This window comes from Streptomyces sp. NBC_01317 (genome assembly GCF_035961655.1).
Lineage (GTDB): Bacteria > Actinomycetota > Actinomycetes > Streptomycetales > Streptomycetaceae > Streptomyces.
In genome coordinates, this window is the sequence record NZ_CP108393.1 from 7,686,931 (window position 1) to 7,704,040 (window position 17,110).

The 17,110-nt window shown below is 72.0% G+C and carries 13 protein-coding genes and 1 CRISPR repeat array; of the genes, 4 read left to right on the forward strand and 9 right to left on the reverse strand.

Features of this window, described 5'->3' with window-relative positions; translation table 11 throughout:
- Window positions 1-6: 6 nt before the first annotated feature.
- Together OG349_RS33190 and OG349_RS33195 are read right to left on the reverse strand one after the other, a co-directional pair.
- Window positions 7-996 carry a siderophore-interacting protein gene (locus OG349_RS33190; RefSeq protein ID WP_327238116.1) on the reverse strand — a complete coding sequence of 330 codons (990 nt, stop codon included), beginning with the start codon at window positions 994-996 and terminating at the stop codon, window positions 7-9.
- Window positions 997-1,087: 91 nt separating this feature from the next.
- The gene (locus OG349_RS33195) at window positions 1,088-1,948 is read right to left on the reverse strand and encodes an ABC transporter substrate-binding protein (protein ID WP_327238117.1); all 861 of its coding nucleotides are present in this window, start codon (window positions 1,946-1,948) and stop codon (window positions 1,088-1,090) included.
- A gap of 274 nt (window positions 1,949-2,222) precedes the next feature.
- Between OG349_RS33195 and OG349_RS33200 the strand changes: the two genes are divergently transcribed.
- Both OG349_RS33200 and OG349_RS33205 read left to right on the forward strand, forming a co-directional pair.
- Complete coding sequence (locus OG349_RS33200; RefSeq protein ID WP_327238118.1) at window positions 2,223-2,708, forward strand: cation:proton antiporter regulatory subunit; 486 nt, start codon at window positions 2,223-2,225, stop codon at window positions 2,706-2,708.
- Between the two features lie 6 nt (window positions 2,709-2,714).
- Window positions 2,715-3,980, forward strand: coding sequence for a cation:proton antiporter (locus OG349_RS33205; RefSeq protein WP_327238119.1), 1,266 nt, complete (start codon window positions 2,715-2,717; stop codon window positions 3,978-3,980).
- A 39-nt stretch (window positions 3,981-4,019) separates the two neighbouring features.
- Here the strand turns inward: OG349_RS33205 and OG349_RS33210 are convergent, their stop codons facing one another.
- The 5 genes from OG349_RS33210 to dhaK form a co-directional block, all read right to left on the reverse strand.
- The gene (locus tag OG349_RS33210; RefSeq protein ID WP_327238120.1) at window positions 4,020-4,595 is read right to left on the reverse strand and encodes a TerD family protein; all 576 of its coding nucleotides are present in this window, start codon (window positions 4,593-4,595) and stop codon (window positions 4,020-4,022) included.
- Window positions 4,596-4,738: 143 nt separating this feature from the next.
- Window positions 4,739-6,295, reverse strand: a complete 1,557-nt coding sequence (locus OG349_RS33215) for an SDR family oxidoreductase (protein ID WP_327238121.1) — start codon at window positions 6,293-6,295, stop codon at window positions 4,739-4,741.
- A gap of 158 nt (window positions 6,296-6,453) precedes the next feature.
- Entirely contained in the window at window positions 6,454-6,864 is a 411-nt protein-coding gene (locus OG349_RS33220) for a PTS-dependent dihydroxyacetone kinase phosphotransferase subunit DhaM (protein ID WP_327238122.1), read from the reverse strand.
- On the reverse strand, window positions 6,861-7,490 hold the full coding sequence (dhaL, locus tag OG349_RS33225) for a dihydroxyacetone kinase subunit DhaL (RefSeq protein ID WP_327238123.1): 630 nt from the start codon (window positions 7,488-7,490) through the stop codon (window positions 6,861-6,863). Before dhaL ends, OG349_RS33220 begins: the two co-directional genes overlap by 4 nt.
- Before the next feature lie 107 nt (window positions 7,491-7,597).
- Window positions 7,598-8,590, reverse strand: coding sequence for a dihydroxyacetone kinase subunit DhaK (gene dhaK / locus OG349_RS33230; RefSeq protein ID WP_327238124.1), 993 nt, complete (start codon window positions 8,588-8,590; stop codon window positions 7,598-7,600).
- Between the two features lie 524 nt (window positions 8,591-9,114).
- A CRISPR array of direct repeats spans window positions 9,115-9,387; the repeat unit is 29 nt; unit sequence CGGAACACCCCCGCTCGCGCGGGAAGAAC.
- 574 nt (window positions 9,388-9,961) lie between these two features.
- Here dhaK and OG349_RS33235 point away from each other — a divergent pair.
- Complete coding sequence (locus OG349_RS33235) at window positions 9,962-12,100, forward strand: tetratricopeptide repeat protein (protein WP_327238125.1); 2,139 nt, start codon at window positions 9,962-9,964, stop codon at window positions 12,098-12,100.
- Here the strand turns inward: OG349_RS33235 and OG349_RS33240 are convergent.
- The gene (locus OG349_RS33240) at window positions 11,993-13,729 is read right to left on the reverse strand and encodes a hypothetical protein (RefSeq protein ID WP_442806346.1); all 1,737 of its coding nucleotides are present in this window, start codon (window positions 13,727-13,729) and stop codon (window positions 11,993-11,995) included. The genes OG349_RS33235 and OG349_RS33240 overlap by 108 nt on opposite strands.
- 295 nt (window positions 13,730-14,024) lie before the next feature.
- Between OG349_RS33240 and OG349_RS33245 the strand changes: the two genes are divergently transcribed.
- Window positions 14,025-16,235, forward strand: a complete 2,211-nt coding sequence (locus OG349_RS33245) for an MMPL family transporter (protein ID WP_327238127.1) — start codon at window positions 14,025-14,027, stop codon at window positions 16,233-16,235.
- 40 nt (window positions 16,236-16,275) lie between these two features.
- Here the strand turns inward: OG349_RS33245 and OG349_RS33250 are convergent, their stop codons facing one another.
- Window positions 16,276-17,073 carry a GNAT family N-acetyltransferase gene (locus tag OG349_RS33250; protein WP_327238128.1) on the reverse strand — a complete coding sequence of 266 codons (798 nt, stop codon included), beginning with the start codon at window positions 17,071-17,073 and terminating at the stop codon, window positions 16,276-16,278.
- Window positions 17,074-17,110 lie beyond the last annotated feature (37 nt).

Genomic DNA, 17,110 nt, shown 5'->3' on the forward strand with positions numbered 1-17,110 from the left:
GTTCCGTCAGGAGTTCGCCGGTTTCCGCGACATGGAGGGCTCGGCGGCGATCCCAGCATCCGCCAGCCGCTCGCGCGCCTCGGCGAGATCCGCCTCCGTCGGGTCGTCGTCCTGCGAGAGGCTGCGCCGCCAGTACCCGGTGAAGCCGACCGCCCGCCGGTCGAACCCGCGCTCCTCGACCAGATGGCGCCGCAGCGCCCGTACGGCACCGGCCTCACCGCCGAGCCAGCCGTGCACCGAGCCCTCCGGGAAGACCGCGTCACGCACCGCCCGTACCAGCGGCCCCTGCGGCCCGGACGGCGCCCGGCCGCGATGCAGCCAGTGCACGGTCACGTCACCCGCCGTCCCGAACCGCTGCTCCTCCGCCGCGTCCACGACCTCGGCGAAGACCACCGCGCGGGCCCCGGCGGGCAGCGCCTCCACGATCGTGCCGATCGCGGGGAGCGCCGTTTCGTCCCCGGCCAGCAGCATCCAGTCCGTCGTCCCCAGCGGCACGGGCGTCGCGAAGTACGCCGAGGGGCCGAACATCCCGAGCACGTCGCCCGGGGCGGCCGACCGCGCCCACCGCGTCGCGGGACCGGCCTCCCCGGCCCCGCTCCCGCCCTTGGTCCCACCCCCGTCGCCACCGTTCCCGTGCAGCACAAAATCGACACAGACCGTGCCCAGGACCGGGTCGTGCGAGCGGATCGTGTAGCTGCGCGCCCAGGGCCGCTCGGCCTCCGGGATCGCCTGGAGGGCCCCGTACCACCGCATCACGTCCTGCTCCGGGCCCGCCGCCCCGCTCGCGGGCAGCCGGGGGACCCGCTGCCCGGCCCTCGGGAAGTACAGCTTCACCTGCTGGTCGGGGCCGGCGAGGGCGAAATCTCCGAGGTCGGGGCCGCCGAAGGTGACCCGGACCATGTGCGGGGAGAGCCGTACGACACCGGTGACCTGGACGGTCCGTACGGGCAGCGCCCGGGGCGCGGCGGCGGGCGGCCTGTCTGCGTTCTCTGTCATACGGGCCACGCTGGCAGCCCGCGCCGACACGCCCCCGACAGCCCGCCGACACCGGGCCGGTGCCCGCGGTGACCCCGGTGCGCCCCCGCGGCTACAGCGCGGCCGCGACCGCGTCGAGGAACCGCGCGTGCGCGCGGTGGCTGCACGGCGCTTCCGGGTTCCACGCCACGATCCGCGCCCGCTCCTCCAGGGCGAGCCAGGCGGGGTTGGACCGCAGGCTCTCGCGCGGCGCCGCGTTCACCCGTACGTCGACCAGGACGACATCCGGCTCCAGGGCGGCCGCCTCCGCCCACTCGACCGTGCGCCAGTTGGTCCCCGCGCCCTCCGCCGGGTCGATCAGCGACACACCCAGCTCGGTGAGGTCGCGCAGGTCGGGCCAGGTCAACGGCCTTGCCAGGTAGGCCGTTTCGGGTCCCGCCGCGGACAGGGCCAGCACCCGGGGGCTGTCGGCCCGGCCCGTCAGCGTACGTACGGCGGCCTCCGCGCGCGCCAACTCCGCCTCGGCGGGCCCGTGCGGAGCGCGCAGCGCGCGGGCCAGTTCCGTGAACCGGTCCCTGATCCCGCCGAGGGAGCGGTCCTTGCCCACGTCGAGGACCACCACCGGGACCTGTTCCTCCAGGTGTTTGGCCGCCTCGGGGTCGATGCCGTACACCTGCCCGCCCCCGTAGCTGACGGCGACCACCAGATCGGGCTCCGCCGCGACGAGCGCGTCCAGGTCGACGGCGCTGCCCGCGCCGAAGGAGACCAGCCCGGCGAGCGGCAGGTCGCCCGCCTTCGCGGGATCGGGCGCCCCGCCGTCGTGATGGGAGCCGAAGATGCCCAGCGGACGCAGCCCGTGGTCCCACAGCGTCGCGCCCGCCTGTATGTACGCGGCCACCCGCGCGGGGTGACCGGGCGTCACGGTCAGGTGGCCACGGTCGTCCGTGAACTCCCAGCTGTTGCTCGAGTCCATGCCTCGCCTCGTTCCGCTCGTGTCGGTGCGATGTCCGGTACAGGACGTCCGTACGGATGTGTGTGCGGTCGCCACCCACTCTCTGCCCATCCGGGGGCCCGCGGACTCCCACCGGGCCCGCCCAGGTCATGGCCCCGGTCACGTTCCCGGCGGCCACGGGCCCGCTCCGGCGTCCGGCGGCCCCCGCGCTCCATGAGGGAGAATGCCTGTTCGGGAGGCCGAAGGAGCAGCCGCCGCCCGTACGCCCGCCGACCCGTCCCCAGGGAGCGTTCCGATGAAACCCGCCGCTCATGTCCGCAAGACCGCCCTGCCCGGCGTCGGCACCCGCTACGACCTCAACACCGAGGCGGGCGCGCACCTTTCGGTCGTCGTGCACCAGGACGGCCGGCGCATCATCTCCTTCCACGACCCGGAGGACGACGACGCCTGCAAGGACGCGGCGGCCCTCGCGCCGTCCGAGGCGACCGCGCTGTCCGCCCTCCTGACGCCCGACCCGGTCGCCCACCTCCACCAGCACCTGGAGATCGACCTGGTCACGGAGCACATCCCGGTCGGCAAGAGGTCCCCGTACGCGGGCCGCACCCTCGGCGCCACCCAGGCCCGCACCCGTACCGGCGCGTCGATCGTCGCCGTCCTGCGCCGAACCGACGCCTTCCCCTCACCCGCCCCGGACTTCCGCTTCGCCCTCGGCGACACGCTCGTCGTCGTCGGGACACGCGAAGGCGTCGACGCCGTGGCCGAACTGATCACCGGAGGCTAGCCGACTGTGCATGACACCACCCCGCTGCTCATCGAACTCGGCTCCATCATCCTGGGGTTGGGCATCCTCGGCCGGCTCGCCGGACGGATCGGGTTCTCGCCCATCCCGCTCTACCTGCTCGCCGGACTCGCCTTCGGCCACGGCGGTCTGATCCCGCTCGCCGCGAGCGAGGAGTTCGTCGCCACGGGCGCGGAGATCGGCGTCATCCTGCTGCTGCTCCTGCTGGGACTGGAATACAGCGCCGCGGAACTGGTCACCAACCTCAAGACCCAGTACCCCTCGGGCATCGTCGACCTGGTCCTGAACGCCGTGCCGGGCGCCGTCGCCGCGCTGCTCCTCGGCTGGGGCCCGGTCGCGGCCGTCGCGCTGGCCGGGGTCACCTGGATCTCGTCGTCCGGGGTGATCGCCAAGGTCCTCGGTGACCTCGGCAGGCTCGGCAACCGCGAGACCCCCGTCATCCTCGGCGTGCTGGTCATCGAGGACCTCGCGATGGCCGTCTATCTGCCCCTGCTCACCGCCCTGTTGGCCGGACTGAGCCTCGCGGGCGGCTCCGTCACCCTGCTGATCTCGCTCGGCACGGTCGGCGCGGTCCTCTATCTGGCCCTGCGCCACGGCCGGTTGATCAGCCGGGCGGTCTCCTCCGACAACCCGGAGATGCTGCTCCTGGTGGTCCTCGGCCTGACCGTCCTGGTCGCCGGGATCGCCCAGGAACTCCAGGTCTCCGCCGCCGTGGGCGCGTTCCTCGTCGGGATCGCCCTGTCCGGCGAGGTCGCGAAGGGCGCGCACCACCTGCTGGCACCGCTGCGCGACCTGTTCGCCGCCGTCTTCTTCGTCTTCTTCGGCCTGAACACCGATCCGGCCGCCATCCCGCCCGTCCTGCTCACGGCCCTTGTCCTGGCGCTCGTCACGACCGCGACGAAGATCGGCACCGGCTGGTACGCGGCGCGGCGCGCCGGGGTGCGGACGGCGGGCCGCTGGCGCACCGGCGGCACGCTGGTGGCGCGCGGTGAGTTCTCCATCGTCATCGCCGGGCTCGCGGTCGGCGCGGAGCCCCGCATCGGTCCGCTGGCGACGGCCTACGTCCTCATCCTGGTGATCCTCGGCCCCCTGGCGGCCCGCTGGACGGAACCGCTGGTACGCAGGGTGACCCGGGGGCGCAAGCCGGGGGACGCGGCGCGGGTGCCGGGGACGGTCCCGGCGCCGGAGGCACCCGGGACACCCGAGGCACCGGGGACGCCGGAGCAGAGCGATGAGGTACGGGGAGCCGTCTGAGGGCCCCCGTACCCCACCGCGTCACATCCGCACCCGTTCTCAGACCCCGACGCCGAAGTCCGACGCGATCCCGGCGAGGCCGCTGGCGTACCCCTGGCCGACCGCGCGGAACTTCCACTCCGCGCCGTTGCGGTACAACTCACCGAAGATCATGGCGGTTTCGGTGGCCGCGTCCTCGCTGAGGTCGTAGCGGGCCAGCTCCGCGCCGCCCGCCTGGTTGACCACCCGGATGAACGCGTTACGGACCTGGCCGAAGCTCTGCCCGCGGTTCTCGGCGTCATGGATCGACACCGGGAAGACGATCTTGGTGACGTCGGCGGGCACGGCCGCCAGATTCACCTTGATGGCCTCGTCGTCGCCCTCGCCCTCACCGGTGAGGTTGTCCCCGGTGTGCTCCACGGACCCGTCGGGGCTGGTGAGGTTGTTGTAGAAGACGAACTGCTGGTCCGAGCCGACCTTGCCGGAGTCGCCGACCAGAATGGCGCTCGCGTCCAGGTCGTAGTCGGTGCCGGTGGTCGTCCGAACGTCCCAGCCGAGGCCGACCAGGACGGCTGTCAGCCCCGGTGCCTCCTTGCTGAGCGAGACATTGCCGCCTTTGGACAGGGAAACTCCCACGCTGCTCCTCCTGAGCTGTTCCTGAGCCATGTTGGTGCCGTAGCGAAAATCTACAACAGTGTAGAAACATTGGGGAGCCTCATGCCGGCCCGGGCCGGCCCGATCCGGTAGGCCCGCATCACGTATCGACCACGGCTCACGTATCAACCACGGCCGGCCCGGGTCGGCTCCCGCCGCCCCGTGGCCGAACCACCCGCCGTCCGCGTGATGTTGCGTGCCATCCCGCCGAACACCGAGGAATGGAAAGGCGAGATGCCCCACCAGTACGCGTGCCCCAGCAGCCCTTGCGGATGGAACAGCGCCCGCTGCCGGTACACCGTCACGCCCTTCTCGTCGCGGTCCGCCCGGAGTTCGAGCCAGGCCAGCCCCGGCAGCCGCATCTCGGCCCGCAGCCGCAGCAGCCGCCCCGGCTCGATCTCCTCCACGCGCCAGAAGTCCAGCGAGTCACCCACCCGCAGGTGCTGCGCGTCCCGCCGGCCCCGGCGCAGCCCCACCCCGCCGACGAGCCGGTCGAGCCGGCCCCGTACCGCCCAGGCCAGCGGGAACGAGTACCACCCGTTCTCCCCGCCGATGCCCTCGATGACCCGCCACAGCGACTCCCGGGGCGCGTCCACGGTCAGTTCGCGCTCGTCCGTGTAGAGGCTGCCGCCGGCCCAGTCGGGGTCCGTGGGCAGCGGATCGCTCGGGGCGCCGGCCACCGAGGCGGACGTCCAGCGGGTGGACACCTGCGCCTCCTGGATACGGCGCAGGGCCAGCTCGGCGGACCGGTCGAAGGTGAGCGGGCCGCCGGGCGGATCGGGGACGTACCGCGCGATGTCCCTCTCGTGGCACACGACTTCATGGCGCAGCGACTCCGCCAGGGGCCGGGCGATGGACGCCGGGACGGGGGTCACCAGGCCGACCCAGTGGCTCGACAGGCGCGGGGTCAGCACCGGTACGGGGACGATGAGGCGCCGGGGGAGTCCGGCGACGGCCGCGTACCGCTGCATCATGTCGCGGTACGTCAGGATGTCGGCGCCGCCGATGTCGAACGCCCGGTTGACGTCGTCGGGCAGGCGCGCGCACCCGACGAGGTAGCGGAGCACGTCGCGTACGGCGATGGGCTGGAGGGACGTCCGTACCCAGCTGGGCGTCACCATCACGGGCAGCCGCTCCGTGAGATAGCGGAGCATCTCGAAGGAGGCCGAGCCCGAGCCGATGATGACGGCGGCGCGCAGGAAGGCGGTCGGCACGCCGGAGTCCAGCAGAATACGGCCGACCTCGGCGCGTGAGCGCAGATGCGGCGACAGCTCGCCCTCGGGCACGCCTGCGGGCGTGAGCCCGCCCAGATAGACGATCCGCCGGACACCCGCGGCCTTCGCCTGCTGGGCGAACGTGCGGGCGGCGCGGCGGTCGGTGGCGGCGAAGTCCTGGCCGGTGCCGAGCGCGTGTACGAGGTAGTACGCGACGTCGATGCCCTGGAAGGCGGCCCCGAGGGAGACGGGGTCGGTGACATCGCCCCGTACGATCTCCGCCCGGCCCGCCCATGGGTGGTCGCGCAGCTTGTCCGGGGTCCGGGCCAGGCAGCGCACCGTGTGCCCGGCGTCGAGCAGCTCGGGCACCAGCCGGCCGCCGATGTAGCCGGTGGCGCCGGTCACGAGACAGCGCAGTCCCGGTGCCGCCGGCCCGTGGTTCTCGTCCTGATCAGATACGTCCCTCATAGGGTGAGCGTGTGCCCCGGAGCGGCGATCAGCAACGCGGCGTGCGCCGACCGGCTCTTTCGCTCTTCCGGGCTGTCACACCTTGAGGGCCGTCACGGCGTCCGGGCTGTGACACGTGCGGGCCGTCACAGCTTCCGGACCGTCACAGCTTCGGGCCGTCACACCTTCCGGTACGAGTAGGCCTCGGCGGCGGCCGCCTCCACCGCGTCCAGGTTCCCGCCCGCGGACGAGGTGACCACGGCGGCCACCGCGCCCTCCACGAACGGCGCGTCCAGGAGCCGCGCCCCCGCGGGCAGCTCGTCACCCTCGGCGAGGAGCGCCTTCACCGTCAGTACGGAGCTGCCGAGGTCCGCCAGGATCGCGACACCGGAGCCCCGGTCCACCCGCGCCGCGGCGGCGGCTATGAGTTCCGAGCTGGTGCCCAGCTCGCCGCCCGGTGTGCCGCCCGCGCCGGCGACCGGGGCGAGGGGGCCGCCGCCCGCCAGGCCCAGGGCCAGTTCCGCGACGGAATCGGCGACACTCGGGCTGTGCGACACCAGCACGATCCCCACCGGCTTCTCGATGCTCATGCGGTCGCCTCCCACGTCTCGGCGAGGGCCGCGAGGAGCAGGGCGGAGGACGTGGCTCCCGGGTCCTGGTGCCCGACGCTCCGTTCGCCCAGATAGCTGGCCCTGCCCTTGCGCGCCTGGAGCGGTACGGTCGCCAACGCTCCGGCCTCCGCCGCCTCGGCGCCCGCGGCGAACGACGTACCGAGCGCCTCCGTCGCGGGCTCCAGCGCGTCCAGCATCGTCTTGTCCCCGGCCTTCGCCCCGCCCAGCTGCGCCACGGCCGCCACCCCGGCGGCCAGCGCCTCGGCGAACTGCGCGGGAGTGACCTCGGCCGCGTCGCCCAGCGCCTTGCCCGTACGCCGCAGCAGGGTGCCGTACAGCGGCCCCGAGGCGCCGCCCACCGTGGAGATCAGCTGCCGTCCCGCCAGCGTCAGCACGGCGCCGGGCGCCAGCGGCCCCTCCTTCTCCAGGGTGGCCGTGACGGCCCGGAAACCGCGCTGGAGATTCGTACCGTGGTCGGCGTCACCGATGGCCGAGTCCAGCTCGGTGAGCCGGCCGGCCTCCCTCTCCACCGCCGCGCCCGCGGTCGTCAGCCAGCGGCGGAAGAAGTCGCCGTCGAGCGTGCGGCCGGATTCCTGATCGGACATGTGAACTCCTCGCGCGCGCGTCGCGTCCGTGGACGCCTTGCCCCGAACCTATCGGCCTACCGCATGGACCACGCGGGACGGTCCGGCCATCACGGAACCACCTCTCCTCACCGCCCCCAGCGCAGTCCGGCGGTCTCCACCGGCGCGTCGTACAGGCGCAGCAACTCTCCGTCGACCTGGCACAGGGTGACGGAGCAGCCGGCCATGTCCAGGGAGGTCACGTAGTTCCCGACGAGGGTGCGGGCCACGGTGACGTTCCGCTCGGCGAGCACCCGCTGGACCTCCGCGTTGAAGCCGTACAGCTCCAGCAGCGGGGTCGCGCCCATGCCGTTCACCAGGGCCAGTACGGGCCCCTTGGGCCGCAGGTCCTCCAGGACCGCGTCCACGGCGAAGTCGGCGATCTCGCGGGACGTCATCATCGCGCGCCGCTCGCGCCCCGGCTCCCCGTGGATACCGATGCCCAGCTCCAGCTCCCCGTCGGGCAGGTCGAAGGTGGGGGTGCCCTTGGCGGGCGTGGTGACCGCGCTGAGGGCGACGCCGAAGGTGCGGGAGCTCTCGTTCACCTGCCGGGCGATCGCCTCGACCTGGTCGAGGGGCGCCCCCTCCTCGGCGGCGGCGCCGGCCAGCTTCTCGACGAACAGCGTGGCGCCCGTCCCGCGCCGCCCGGCGGTGAAGAGGCTGTCGGTCACCGCCACGTCGTCGTTGACCAGGACTTTCGCGATCCGGATGCCTTCTTCTTCGGCCAGCTCGGCGGCCATGTCGAAGTTGAGCACGTCACCGGTGTAGTTCTTCACGATGAACAGCACGCCGGCGCCACTGTCGACGGCGGCGGCGGCGCGGACCATCTGGTCGGGTACAGGAGAGGTGAAGACCTCACCGGGACAGGCGGCGGACAACATTCCCGGCCCGACGAACCCCCCGTGCAACGGCTCATGCCCGGACCCTCCGCCGGACACCAGCCCCACCTTCCCGGCGACGGGCGCGTCTCCGCGCACGATGACGCGGTTCTCCACATCCACGGTCAACTCGGGATGCGCCGCCGCCATCCCGCGAAGCGCGTCGGCGACCACGGTCTCGGGCACGTTGATCAGCATCTTCATGTGATCCTCCTACCAAGGTTAGCGGCTGTGTCTCTGACCGACATACTTGCAGGTCACACCCCACAAGCCCGGTATTTCGATCTTGACGGTGCCAGGCACTCCTGCTGCCATCGCCGACACCGCACCCGGTGATGACGCGGCTCAACCATTATCGATCCAACGCCCCCGCACGGCACGACCTGGACCCAACGAACCACCGTCCCACCCTCCTGGCGCCGCCTCCCCCGAACGCTCACGGAACTGCGTGACCTCGCCCAAGACGACCTAGGAACCGGCAGACCCCGCCCAGGCGGGGAGAACACAGGCGCGACCCAGGACACCACCAACGCGGACGGGACGCCCCCCCCCGCTGGCGCGGGAAGGAAGACCGAAAGGCCGTTGGCCCGTCCGCCGTCGCTGGGCATAACCCCCCAGCTGGCGCGAGGGAAGAGCACATCTCAAGCGCCACGTCCGGATGGGTCGCTGGAACACTCCCGCTGACGCGGGAAGCCCATCGTCTACGCCGACGGGATGGTCGGCGATGCCGGAACACCCCCGCTCGCGCGGGAAGAACGCCCGGTCCTCCGTCGCGATGCTGGCGAGCGCCGGAACACCCCCGCTCGCGCGGGAAGAACTTCTCCGTGCTGGGGTGGGGTTCCGCGGGTCACGGAACACCCCCGCTCGCGCGGGAAGAACGCGAGCGCGTGATCGTTGAGCATGGTGTCGACCGGAACACCCCCGCTCGCGCGGGAAGAACAAGGAGCGGGCGCCGCAGACTTTCGAGCTGATCGGAACACCCCCGCTCGCGCGGGAAGAACCCTTCTTGACCTGCGGCTTCAGGAGGGCTTTGCTGTTTCTTTGCTTAGGTCTCTTCGCATCAGGAACATCGTGTCAGACCTCAGCGCGCACCACTCCCGTGTTGGGTACTTGGCGTGCGGCAGGCGGGTCCTCTAGGGCTCTGTGGACCCCCTGACCAGTCAGATGCTACCCAGGCTCTGTGGCGAGGGCGGGACCCGCGTATCCGCTCATTTGCTGTGGTGGTGGCGGAGACGTGGCCGCTTGGGTTGTGGGGGGAGATGTGTCGCGGCGGCCAGTGCCGAGCTCGGCTCCGGAGGTCTTGGTGAGGCGGCGGCGATGAAGGGCGATCCGGCCTTGATTCCTGTGCGGACGGAGCCCGTAAGTGCCGGGTGGTGCTCGTTGTCGGAGCCGTGCCTGCCGAGGCTGGTGATCACGGACCGGGTTGGGCTGTACGCGTCGCGTTGGGTTGATGGCTCATCCTTGTGCCCTACAACAGCGCGCGGAGCCCGTGGCTTTGGGCGGGCATCCTCCCGCGTCGCGGGGCGTCGCGGGCTACCGTGGTCCGGAGTTGTCGGAGGAGTCGGGGGTTGTGGCGTGATTGATCCGCTGTCGGTGTCGGCGGTAGTGGCGTTTCTCGGGGCCGTCGGTGCGGGGATGGCGAACGAGTACGGGCGGCGGCTGAACGAGGCTGTCGGCGGGATGGTGGCGCGGGTCGCGGGGCGGGAGGTGACGGCTCCGGGTGGGCAGGCCGATCGGGAGGCCGTGGCCCGGGTTCTGGTGGCGGAGGCCCGGCGCGATCCGGGGCAGGCCCGGCTGCTGGGGTCGTTGATGAGCGGGCTGCCGAATCACCGTACGGCGGAAGGGCCCGCGCCCCAGTCGTTGCGGGCACCTGCCCGGTTCTTCACCGACCGCAAAGAAGCGCTGACGCAACTGCGCAGGGAAGCGGGGCGGAAGGCCGACGGCCGGCCGCGTGTGGCGGTTGTCTTCGGGCCTCCGGGCATCGGCAGCAGCGAGGTCCCCGCCTACTTCGGCGCCCAGGAGGCCCACCGCTACCCCGACGGCACCCTGTACGCGGATCTGCGGGGCGCGTCGGCCGGAACCGCCCCGACCGCCTCGGTGCTGTTGCGGGACTTCCTCCTGAAACTGCACGTGGCGGCCGAACACATCCCACCCGCCACAGAGGACCGGGCCGCATACTTCCGTACGCTCCTGGGCTCCCGGCGCTTACTCGTGGTCCTCGACCACGCCCAGTCCGCCGCCCAGGTCCGACCGCTGATCAGCGGAGCACCCGGCGTGTTCACGATCGTGGTGGCCGCGCGTCCGCTGACCGGTCTGGACGCCGTGCCGGTTCCGGTGGGGCCGTTGGCGGACCGGGACGCGCGGCTGCTGCTCGGCGCACTGGTGAGCAAGCAGACGTTGTCGGCTGCCCGCGCCACACTTCCGGCGGTGCTGGAACGGTGCGCCGGTTCGCCGTTCGCGCTGCGCGCCATGGCCCCGTATCTCGCGGCTCCAGTTCCCGTGCCTGTCGCCGACGTGGCCGCCAACGGAGATCCCGTCCGCTCGGTCGCCGAGGAGCTGTACCGGCAGTTGGCACCCGACCCGGCCCGCGTGTACCGCATGGCCTCGCTACGGCCCTGGCCCGCCCTGGCCGCCGCGCCTGTCGCCGCCGCCGCACAGGTGAGCGAGCAGGACGCGGCCCGCATGCTGGCGGAGCTGGCCGAGCGGCAGCTGCTGGAGGAACTCGCCGACGCCAGGTACCGCTTCCGCCCCGCCGTCCGCGCGCACGCGCTCGAAGCCGCCGCCCGCGAGGACGGCCTCGCGCGATGCGCCGCCGCGACGGCCAGGGCCGTGGACTACTACGTACGCCTCGCTGTCCGCGCCGACTTCGCGGCGCTGCGCGAACGCCCGCACGTCGACCCGCTGTTCGACGAACTGGGTCCGGGAGAGTACGAGGACGAGGGCGCCGCGATCGCCGCGCTGACCGCCGAGTTGGGCAACCTGGTGGAAAGCGTGCTGGCCGCCGAGGAGTTCGGGGACTTCGCCACCGCCTGCCGCGGAACCGAGGCGTTGTGGGCCGTCCAGCTCAAGGCCGGCCGCCACGAGGCCGTACTGCCCGCGCTGCGCGCCGGGACACGCGCCGCCGAACAGCGCTTCCCCGGTACGGAGATGGCGGGCCGGATGCACACCCAACTGGCCTTCGCGCTGATGGAGACGCCGAGTTGCTACGGCGAGGCCGAACGTGAACTGGAGGCGGCGGCCGAAGCGGAGGAGCGGGCCGGCCACCTCCGGGGCCAGGCGACCGTGATCGAGTCGCTGGGCCTGCTGCGGTTGCGCCAGTGGCGGTTCGCCGCCGCCCTGGAGTCGTTCGACGCAGCGGGCCGGCTGCTGGACGGCATCGCCGCCACCGACCGGGACGCGCAGCATCTGCCACGGGCACGTGCCCTGCTGGAACGCCACCGCGGTCGAGCCCTGCGCGGTCTCGGCCGGTTCGCGCCGGCCCGGCAACGCCTCGCTGTCGCACTGGAGTTCTTCCGCGCCCCGGACACCGCGGAGCCGTACAACGAGGCCCGCGTGCTGACCGATCAGGCCGAGACCGAGCGCGACGCGGGTGACTACACCGCCGCCCTACGGCTGGTCGACGAGGCCGCCGCTATCCTCGGCGGCCAGAAGGCCACGGGGCACCTGGACTCCCTCGATCTCATCCGCCGGGAGTGCCTGGCCGGTCAGGCGTGAGCGGATCCGGTGTTCACTCGCCCCCGTACGGACGGTGATGTCGCCCGGTGCGCCGAGCGCGACGATCGCACCGGCCGCACCGGCGGCCAAGTGGGCAAAGAACGCCGACGCGTACAGGGCGGGGTCGGCGCCGGCGCCGGGGCGGGCGGTGAGTTCGCTCGTCAGACCGTCGCGGTGCCGGACCGTACAGGCATGGGGACCGGTGACGTACGCGGCCAGGGAGCAGCCCGGGTAGCGGTCGAGGATCTCGGCCGCCCACTGCCGCGGTGCGCCGAGGCGGGGATCGTACGGTTCGCCCTGACGCCAGATCAGGTCGGCGAGCTCCAGCATGCCGGGGTCGAGGGTGTCCTCGTGCACGGCCAGATGGCCGTCACCCGGGCCGCCGGGCTCGGCAGGGGGCTCGGAGAAGCGGCGGACCTCGATCACACCGTCGTCGCCGACACGGGTGATGACGCGTAGCGGCGCGGTGTGCGGGATGGGTTCGTACGGAGGCAGGGGCAGCGGGTCGAGCAGCGCGGGTCCGGGGGGTTCCGGGATGCCGATCAGGCCGTAGAACAGCTCCCTCAGCAGCGCCCCCGACCGGCCCGGCGCCGACGTGGTCATCTCCGCCGGCGCGGGGAGCGGCCGGTGGGTGGCCAGTTGGTGTTCCACCTGCGGAAGCAGCGGCGCGTACGGGTCGAGCCGGGGAGCCGTACGGACGAACCCGGCGACGGGCGAGGTCGGGCCAAGGCCGTCCAGGGACGCCGACCCGAGCAGGACGGGCGTCCCCAGGGCGGCGGCGTAGTAACTGACCGAGCCGAAGTCGCCGATCACCAGGTCCGCGGCGATCAGCGCCTGCCGCCAGCCGTCCAGCGGATCCACGAGCGCCAGACCCGCCCGTACGGCCCGGTCCAGCCAGAGCCGTACCTGCCCGGGGCCGTGCGCGGCCCAGATGTTCGGGTGGAGCACGGCCGCGGTCCGGTACTCGTCCACGGGCAGATCCGATGCCAACGTCCGCAGCAGCAGGGGCAGTACGTCATCGGATCCACGGTCCCCGAACAACGAATCCGGATTCCAGGTGGAGTTCAGCAGCACCAGCCGTTGGCCCGGCCGTACCCCCAGCGCCCTGCGGTACCGCTCCCGGTGGTGCCGGGCCGCCAGCATCCGGTCGAAGCACGGGTCACCACCGAGCACCGCCGCAGGAACGGCCTCGGGACAGGCGACGCCCAACCGCTCGATCTGCTCGGGATGCGAGAACACCATCGCGTCCGCGACCGGTACGCCGTCGGCCAGCACCCATTCCGGCGCCATTCCGAACAGCGGATCGCCGAGCACCGGATTCTCGGTCGCCGGATTCCCGGTCGTCCTTCGGAGCGTCTTGTTGTATCCAGTTCCATGCGAAACGATGACTAACTGCCCGCGAATCTCAGCGAGTTGGCCCCCGAGACTGGCCGAGAGCGCAAGGTCCACCGGCGTACTCACCGCTTGTTCCCAAGGCAGCACCGGCACGCCGATCGAGTCGAGCAGTTCCGTCACACCGCTCTGGAAGGGCGACGAACCCGTGCAGGTCGCGAGCAGCTGAACCCGCAGATCGTCGCGGAAGAGGGGGAGCAGATCGAGGAGGCGGGTCGCGGCTGTGACGTTGTGCACGACCAGCAGCACCCGCCGGCACCGCCCCCGAGTGGCCCATCGACTCGCTTCGTCCCCCACCGGCACCCGTACCCATTCCCGCGAGCGTTCCGCCACCGGCCTCACCCCCCTCACCACGCTCCCAAGTCGCGGCTCAACCTATCCGTTGGCCGGGTGAGAGGCCCCGGCCGAGTCCGGACGTCGCGAGCGGGGCCACGCGGTCGCGGCGGCGGACGCCGCACGTCAGCCCTACGACGCGCCCTCATTGGGGTGACCTCCCGAGCCGGGGTCCTCCGGACGAGTAGACCTTGCTCCCGTGAATCAATTGGCCAATTGGTGCTTCGAGAACCGCCGCAGAGTGGTCGGGGGCTGGCTGCTGGCCCTGGTGGTCCTGCTCGGGATCAGTCAGTCGATCGGCAGCTCGTACAACGAGAGCGTCAGCCTGCCGGGTACGGATTCCCAGGCGGCGGTGTCGCTCCTCAAGAAGAGCTTCCCGTCGGCGTCCGGTGAGAACGACCAGGTGGTCATCGAGGCGCGGAACGGCACCACCGTACGCTCCTCCTCGGTCAAGGACCCGGTGACCGCCGCGCTCGCCAAGGTGGCCGGCGTCCCCGGTGTGGAGTCGGTCATCAGCCCGTACAGCAAGGCGGGCGCGGGGCAGATCAGCCGGGACGGCACCGTGGCGTTCGCCCGGGTGACCTGGTCCAAGGTGGCCGCGGACGTCACCAAGACGGACGCCAGGCATCTGATCGACGCCGCGAAGACCGCCGACGGTCCTGACGTCCACATCTCGCTCGGTGGCCAGTCCATCTCCAACGAGGAGGCGTCGGGCCCCGGTCTGTCCATCGCCGTCGGCGTGATCGCCGCGCTGGTCATCCTGCTGATCGTCTTCGGGGGAGCGCTCTTCTCCTCCCTGATGCCGCTGATCACCGCGATCGTCGCCCTGTTCATCGGCCACGCGATCATCAGCCTGCTGTCCCACGTGATGGACACACCGAGCGTCTCCAGCGACCTCGCGATCCTCATCGGCCTCGGTGTGGGCATCGACTACGGCCTGTTCATCATCAGCCGGCACCGCAGCGCGGTGAAATCGGGGCTCGGCTACCGGGCGGCGACCGAGCAGGCCGTGAACACCTCCGGGCGTACGGTGCTGTTCGCGGGCATCACCGTCTGCATCGCGCTGCTGGGTCAGTTCGCGCTCGGGGTCGACTTCCTCTACGGGCTCTCCGCCGCCTCGGCGATCACGGTCGCGCTGACCATGGCGACCTCGCTGACGTTCCTGCCCGCCATGCTCGGGTTCCTCGGTGAGAAGGTCCTCTCCCGCCGGGAGCGTGCCGCTCTGGAGGAGAAAGGTCCCCTCTCCACCGACGCCACGGGCTTCTGGCTCCGGTGGGGGAGGTTCATCGAGGTCCACAAGGCGGTCGTGGCGGCGGTCTCGCTGGCTGTTGTGGTGGTGGTCGCCCTGCCCCTGTTCAGCCTTCGCCTCGGATCGTCCGGTGCCGCCGACGACCCGACCTCCTCCACCACACACCAGGCGTTCAACGCTCTCGCGAGGGGGTTCGGGCCCGGGTTCAACGGCCCGTTCCAGCTCGTCAGCGCGGTCTCGTCGCCGGACGACAAGAAGGCGTTCGAACGCTTCCTGGCCGACGCCGCCCACACCCCCGGAGTGGCCCGGGTGACACCTCCGGTGACCTCCCCGAACGGCGGGGCCGCCCTGGCGATCCTCTATCCGACGACCGCTCCGGGCGACAAGGCGACCGTCACCCTGGTCTCCACCATCCGGCACCTGGCGCCCCAGGCCGAAGGCCCCGGTCACCCCGCCGTGCATGTCGGCGGCGCCACTCCCAGCAACATCGACTTCTCGCGCGTGCTGAGCGACAAACTGCCCCTGTTCATCGCCGTGGTCGTCATCCTGGCGTTCCTGCTCCTGGTGATGGTCTTCCGCAGTCTGCTGATCCCGCTGGTGGCGGCCCTCATGAACCTTCTCTCCGTCGGGGCCGCGCTCGGCGCCCTGACCGCTCTGTTCACCTGGGGATGGGGCAGTTCGGCCCTCGGCCTGCCGACGACGGGACCCATCGACGCCTTCATCCCCGTTCTGCTGTTCTCGGTGCTGTTCGGGCTCTCGATGGACTACGAGGTGTATCTGGTGAGCCGGATGCAGGAGGAGTGGCACCACCAACGCCGCACCGCGCACGGGGACGCGGCGGAACTCACGGCGGGGGCCGTGCGCCACAACCACGAGGCGGTGACCCTCGGTCAGGCCAAGAGCGGGCGGATCATCGCGGCGGCCGCCGGCATCATGATCCTGGTCTTCGGGTCCTTCCTCATCGGCGACAGCTTCGTTCTCAAGGAATTCGGGTTCGGCCTCGGCTTCGCGGTCCTCGTGGACGCCCTGGTCATCCGAGGGCTGCTGGTCCCCGCCCTCATGCACCTGATCGGTCCCGTCAACTGGGCGCTCCCCGCCCGCCTCAGCCGTATCGTGCCCAACCTCTCCGTGGAGAGCGCCTCGGACAACGGCCACGCGTGACGGCTTCAGGAGTGTACGAAGGGCGGAGCCCGGCCTCGGGTCATTCCGCCCGTCGGGCAAGGGGCGAGGTGGCGGGGCGGGGCGGCCCCGACGGGGTGCGGACCAGGAGGAACGCGGAGCGGCGGCGCAGGGTGAAGCCGATGGACTCGTAGAGGCGGATGGCGTCGGTGTTGGCGGCGGACGCGTGCATGAACGGTGTCTCGCCGCGCTCCCGGATACCCGCCGCGACCGCGCGGACCAGCCGCGTGGCGAGGCCCTGACCCCGGTGGGCGGGGTCGGTGCAGACCGCGCTGATCTCCCGCCACCCGGGCGGGTGGAGCCGTTCGCCGGCCATGGCGATGAGCCGGCCCTCGCGCCGGATGCCGAGGTAGGTGCCGAGTTCGACGGTACGGGGAAGGAAAGGGCCCGGCTCGGTACGGGCGATCAGGTCGAGGATCTCCGGTACGTCGGCCGGGGTGAGGCGGACCGCTTCGGCGTCGGGTTCGGCGCGCAAGGACGTGTCGACCAGTTGGACGCCCTGTCCCCGCTGGACGGCCTCCCACCCGTCGGGAAGGTGCGTCGCGCCGCTGACCGGGGCGAGAGCGTCAGGACCGACCAGTGCGACGAGGTCGTCCCAGGCGCGGGGATCGGTCGAATCCGACAGTGCGGTGAAGGGGGAGATGTCCGTGGGATAACGCGCGGCGCGGCCCACCCGCTCGGCGAAATGGGAGTGCGGGCCGGTGAGCGAGGCCCAGGCGGGGTTGTCGAGGATGTGCGGGGCCGGGACGCTCCCGGGCTCCTGATGGTTCCGCGGCTCGGGCAGCGGCTGGCTCTGGGACGGGTGGACGCTGGTGGACATGATGGTGCTGATCTCCTCGCGAGGGTGCTGATCTCCT